At 25.6% G+C, this 4,193-nt stretch carries 5 protein-coding genes and 1 pseudogene; all 6 read left to right on the top strand.

Annotated elements, in window-relative coordinates; genetic code table 11:
• Positions 1–220: pseudogene (locus A500_RS21450) on the top strand (hypothetical protein); the annotation flags it as partial.
• A 137-nt stretch (positions 221–357) separates the two neighbouring features.
• A complete protein-coding gene (locus A500_RS15960; protein ID WP_016208599.1) occupies positions 358–702 on the top strand; it encodes a hypothetical protein in 345 nt (114 codons plus the stop codon).
• 233 nt (positions 703–935) lie between these two features.
• Entirely contained in the window at positions 936–1,664 is a 729-nt protein-coding gene (locus tag A500_RS15955) for a D-Ala-D-Ala carboxypeptidase VanY (RefSeq protein WP_016208598.1), read from the top strand.
• A 20-nt stretch (positions 1,665–1,684) separates the two neighbouring features.
• The gene (locus A500_RS15950) at positions 1,685–2,377 is read left to right on the top strand and encodes a response regulator transcription factor (protein ID WP_016208597.1); all 693 of its coding nucleotides are present in this window, start codon (positions 1,685–1,687) and stop codon (positions 2,375–2,377) included.
• Positions 2,367–3,482, top strand: coding sequence for a sensor histidine kinase (locus A500_RS15945; RefSeq protein WP_016208596.1), 1,116 nt, complete (start codon positions 2,367–2,369; stop codon positions 3,480–3,482). Before A500_RS15950 ends, A500_RS15945 begins: the two co-directional genes overlap by 11 nt.
• Positions 3,483–3,496: 14 nt before the next feature.
• Complete coding sequence (locus A500_RS15940) at positions 3,497–4,027, top strand: VanZ family protein (RefSeq protein WP_016208595.1); 531 nt, start codon at positions 3,497–3,499, stop codon at positions 4,025–4,027.
• The last annotated feature ends 166 nt before the right edge of the window (positions 4,028–4,193 follow it).

The following is a 4,193-nucleotide window of genomic DNA, read 5'->3' as shown; positions in this document are numbered from 1 at the left end:
AGAAATATCAATGGTATATACAATACTTGAAAATAATAAAGCTTATAGTATTAGGAAGGAGTTTGAGATGAAAAAGTTATTAGTGGTTATGTTTCAGTCACAATTTAGAAATGTAGAGATAGTAGTTGATGGAAGTCTTTGTGCTAGCTTTAATGAATCATTACATGAAAAGACTTTAGATGTAATAGAAGGATTACAGGGTAAGGTAGTAAATAGATAAATATAATGTTATAAAAATGACTAGTAAACTTATTAATTAGATAAGGGTATTAGTCATTTTTTAAAATATTTTATTACTATATGGGACAGTTAATCTTATAAATGAATACTATAAATACGAAAGGAGTTGGTTAAAAAGTGACTTTAGAAAGAATTGATTACTATAGAGACTTACAACCTTTATATGATCAATGTAAAAAAAATTTATATTATCATAGTATTCTAACAATGACAGATGGGAGTGTGGTGGATGGAATAATTGAAGATGTTGATAATGATAGTATTGTGGTTCTAGTGGGCGAAGATGTTATGGAGCAAGATGATAATGAACCTAACAATCAACAAAGAGATTTTTATAGACGTCCTAGAAGGAGATATAGGCGTTTTAGGAGAAGAAGATTTCCTCTTGGTAATTTAGCAGCATTATCATTATTAGCATATCCTTTCTATGCACCTCCATATCCATACTATCCTTATTACTAGATAAAATACTTATTGGATAAAGGATCTTGAAGGATTATTAATTAATAGTAAAAGGACTAATAATAACTGGAAGTTATCTTTTGTAAGATGATATCTCCAGTTATTATTTTGTAAAAAATCACTCCTCAAAATAATCTTTTACAAAACTTAAGGTTTCGTAAGAAATTTTTATAAGAGTTGTAAGGTGTGTAATTTAAAATTAGCACCATAAGGTTAGAAGAGGAGTGCGAAATATGAAAAGGAAATTAAAGAGATTTCTAATATTTATTTTAATAAGTTTTGGAGTGTTATATTTATCAAAAAATGATATTTTATCTATAAAGGATTTACTTTTTGATGGAAATAAAATTAGTTTAAATGAAAAAGATAATCTAGTAAATGGAAATAATATTAATACAAATAATTATGCTAATACAAATGATTATTTACTATTAGTAAATAAAAATCATGGGTTAAGTAAAAATTATAAACCTGAAAACTTAACTATTCCTAATATAAAATTTACCAATTTAGTAAATAATGAAGAAAAGCATGTTTCAGAAGTTATTATTAAACCATTAGAAAACTTAGTGAATGAAGCTAAGAATGAAGGTATAATATTATTAGGTAATTCTGGATATAGGTCATATAACTCACAAAAGAATCTTTTTAATAATAGAGTGAAATCTCAAGGATTAGAAAATGCTGAATCATATGTAGCTAAACCAGGATTCAGTGAGCATCAAACTGGGTTATGTATTGATATTACAAATGAAAATGAATTTTTAATTCAAGGAACTAAAGAAGGAGATTGGCTTGAAAATAATTGTCATAGATTTGGATTTATTATAAGATATCCTTTAGGAAAGGAAGATATAACAGGGATTGAGTATGAGCCTTGGCACATAAGATATGTAGGGGAAGAGGCTGCTAAATATATATATGAAAATAAAATTACTTTAGAGGAATATTTAGAAAAGTAATTATTTAATATGGAGGATAAATGAATAATAATATTTTAGTAATAGATGATGAAAAGGAAATAAGAGATTTATTAGAAATAAATCTTAAGAATGAAGGTTATGAAGTTTTTAAAGCAAGTAGTGGAGAAATAGCTTTAGAAATATTAGATAAAGAGGAAATTCATTTAATGGTTCTAGATATAATGATGCCAGGAATGGATGGGTTAGAAGTTTGTAGGAAAGTAAGGCAAAAGTATAATATACCAATACTTATGTTAAGCGCTAAAACAGAAGATATGGATAAAATACAAGGAATTATGACAGGTGCTGATGATTATGTATGTAAGCCATTTAATCATTTAGAACTTACAGTTAGGATAAAAGCATTGCTTAGACGAGCATACTTTTTAAATACTAAGATTCAAAACTTGGAGAATATAATAAGAATCGAATCAATGGTTATAGATAAAAGTAAGCATAAGGTAACAATAGATGATAATGAAGTATCTTTAACAGCAAGAGAATTTGAAATTTTATATTTATTAGCAATAAATAGGGGAAGGGTTTTTAGTACAGAAGAAATATTTGAAAAGGTATGGAAAGAAAGATATTATCAATCTAACAATACTGTAATGGTACATATGAGTAGGCTTAGAGATAAGTTAGAGCAATATATGGAAGGAAATAAAATAATTCACACTGTATGGGGAGTTGGTTATAAAATTGAAAAATAATAAGATATATAGAGTAATACTATCTTCAGTAGCTGATATAATAATTTCTTTAATCCTAACTGCCTTAACGTTTTTTATCTTGAAAATAATATTAAATTATCTATATAAAAATACTGAATATGAATTTGTACAATATATTTGGGCCTTTTGGAGGTTCATAAAGTATAGGGTTTTTGATGGATTTATAGCTATAATCATAGGAGTGTCAATATTTATAATTTTTTATTTATTAATAACGTATAAAAAAACTAAAAGTTTAGTAGACATAATAGAGCAGACTGAAATAATAGCCAAAGGAGACTTAGATAAGTCAATAGAAGTTAATTTTAAAGGAGATATGAAAGTATTAGCAGAAAATATAAATAGTATTTCAACTAAGTTAAAAAATAGAACTGTAGAAGAAAGAATAGCACAAAAAACTAAAAACGACTTAATAACAAATGTTTCACACGACTTAAGAACACCATTAACTTCAATAATGGGATATTTAGAGATTATAGATAGTGATAAATATGGAGATGAGCTCAGGCTTAGATATTATGCTAATATAGCATATGAAAAATCAAAAAGCTTAAATTTACTTATAAACGATTTGTTTGAACTTACTAAAATGCAAAATAATACCATTAAACTAGATAAAAGTGATATTAATTTAGTTGAGCTGTTAGGTCAAGCGGTGGCTTATTTTGAGTGGCAATTTAAAAATTCAAATATGGAATCAAGAGTTGACTTTTCAAATGATAAGTTAATAGTTAATGCAGATGGAGAAAAATTAGTTAGAGCATTTGAAAACTTGCTTACTAATGCAATTAAATATGGTCATGACGGACATTATGTTGATATAGTTACAATGGCTGAAAAAGAGATGGCTATAATTCAAATTATAAATTATGGGCAATCTATACCATCAGTAGAGTTACCTTATATATTTGATAGATTTTATAGAATAGAAAAATCAAGAAATAGTAATATAGGAGGCTCTGGATTGGGCTTATCAATAACAAAAAATATTATAGAGCTTCATAATGGAACTATATCTGCATATAGTGATGATTATAAAACTATATTTGAAGTTAGATTACCAACAAAAGTACAAGAGGTATAAGGATGGAGGACAATATGAAAGATAATAATAAAATAAATAAGTTAACTAATATACTATTTATAATTTATTTGATTGCATTATTTTGGATTATAGTATTTAAATTTAATGTACAATTACCTCCTTTAAGAAATATGAGAAGTATAAACTTAATTCCATTTAGTGAACCTTTAATATTAAATGGTAAACTTGCTTTTAGCGAAATTATTATGAATATAGTAATTTTTGTACCGTTTGGTATATATGCAGGAATTTTGTTTAAAAGATGGAGTACTGCAAAGAAAATTTTCTTGTTTTTCTTAATTAGTTTGATATGTGAAGTATTTCAATTTATATTGAATGTTGGGGCTTCTGATATTACGGATATAATTAACAACACTTTAGGTGGAATAATTGGAATATTGATATATATAGGTATTGAAAAAATATTGAAAAACAGTGTTAAGGTAGACAAAGTTATAAATGTAATCGCAAGAATAGGAACTATCTTAATGATTCTATTTTTATTAATACTAAAGATGAACAAACTATGGATATTTAGAAAATAAAACTGTATATATTATTAATAAATCACCCAAAAATCCTAGCAATAATTTGCTGGGATTTTTAATACAACAAACTATATAATTTATAGCTTGTAAAAAGTTTCATATTTTCATATTTTTATAAATTTACTTTTGATAAATTGAGATTTTAAATGCCTTTCTTTATTAA

The sequence above is a fragment of the Clostridium sartagoforme AAU1 genome, assembly GCF_000401215.1.
In the GTDB taxonomy this organism is placed as follows: domain Bacteria; phylum Bacillota; class Clostridia; order Clostridiales; family Clostridiaceae; genus Clostridium; species Clostridium sartagoforme.
This window is presented reverse-complemented; position numbering and strand designations above follow the sequence as displayed.

Coding starts and splice junctions, on each gene's coding strand:
- A500_RS15955 (WP_016208598.1), top strand. CDS start 936: ATGAAAAGGAAATTAAAGAGATTTCTAATATTTATTTTAATAAGTTTT.
- A500_RS15950 (WP_016208597.1), top strand. CDS start 1,685: ATGAATAATAATATTTTAGTAATAGATGATGAAAAGGAAATAAGAGAT.
- A500_RS15940 (WP_016208595.1), top strand. CDS start 3,497: ATGAAAGATAATAATAAAATAAATAAGTTAACTAATATACTATTTATA.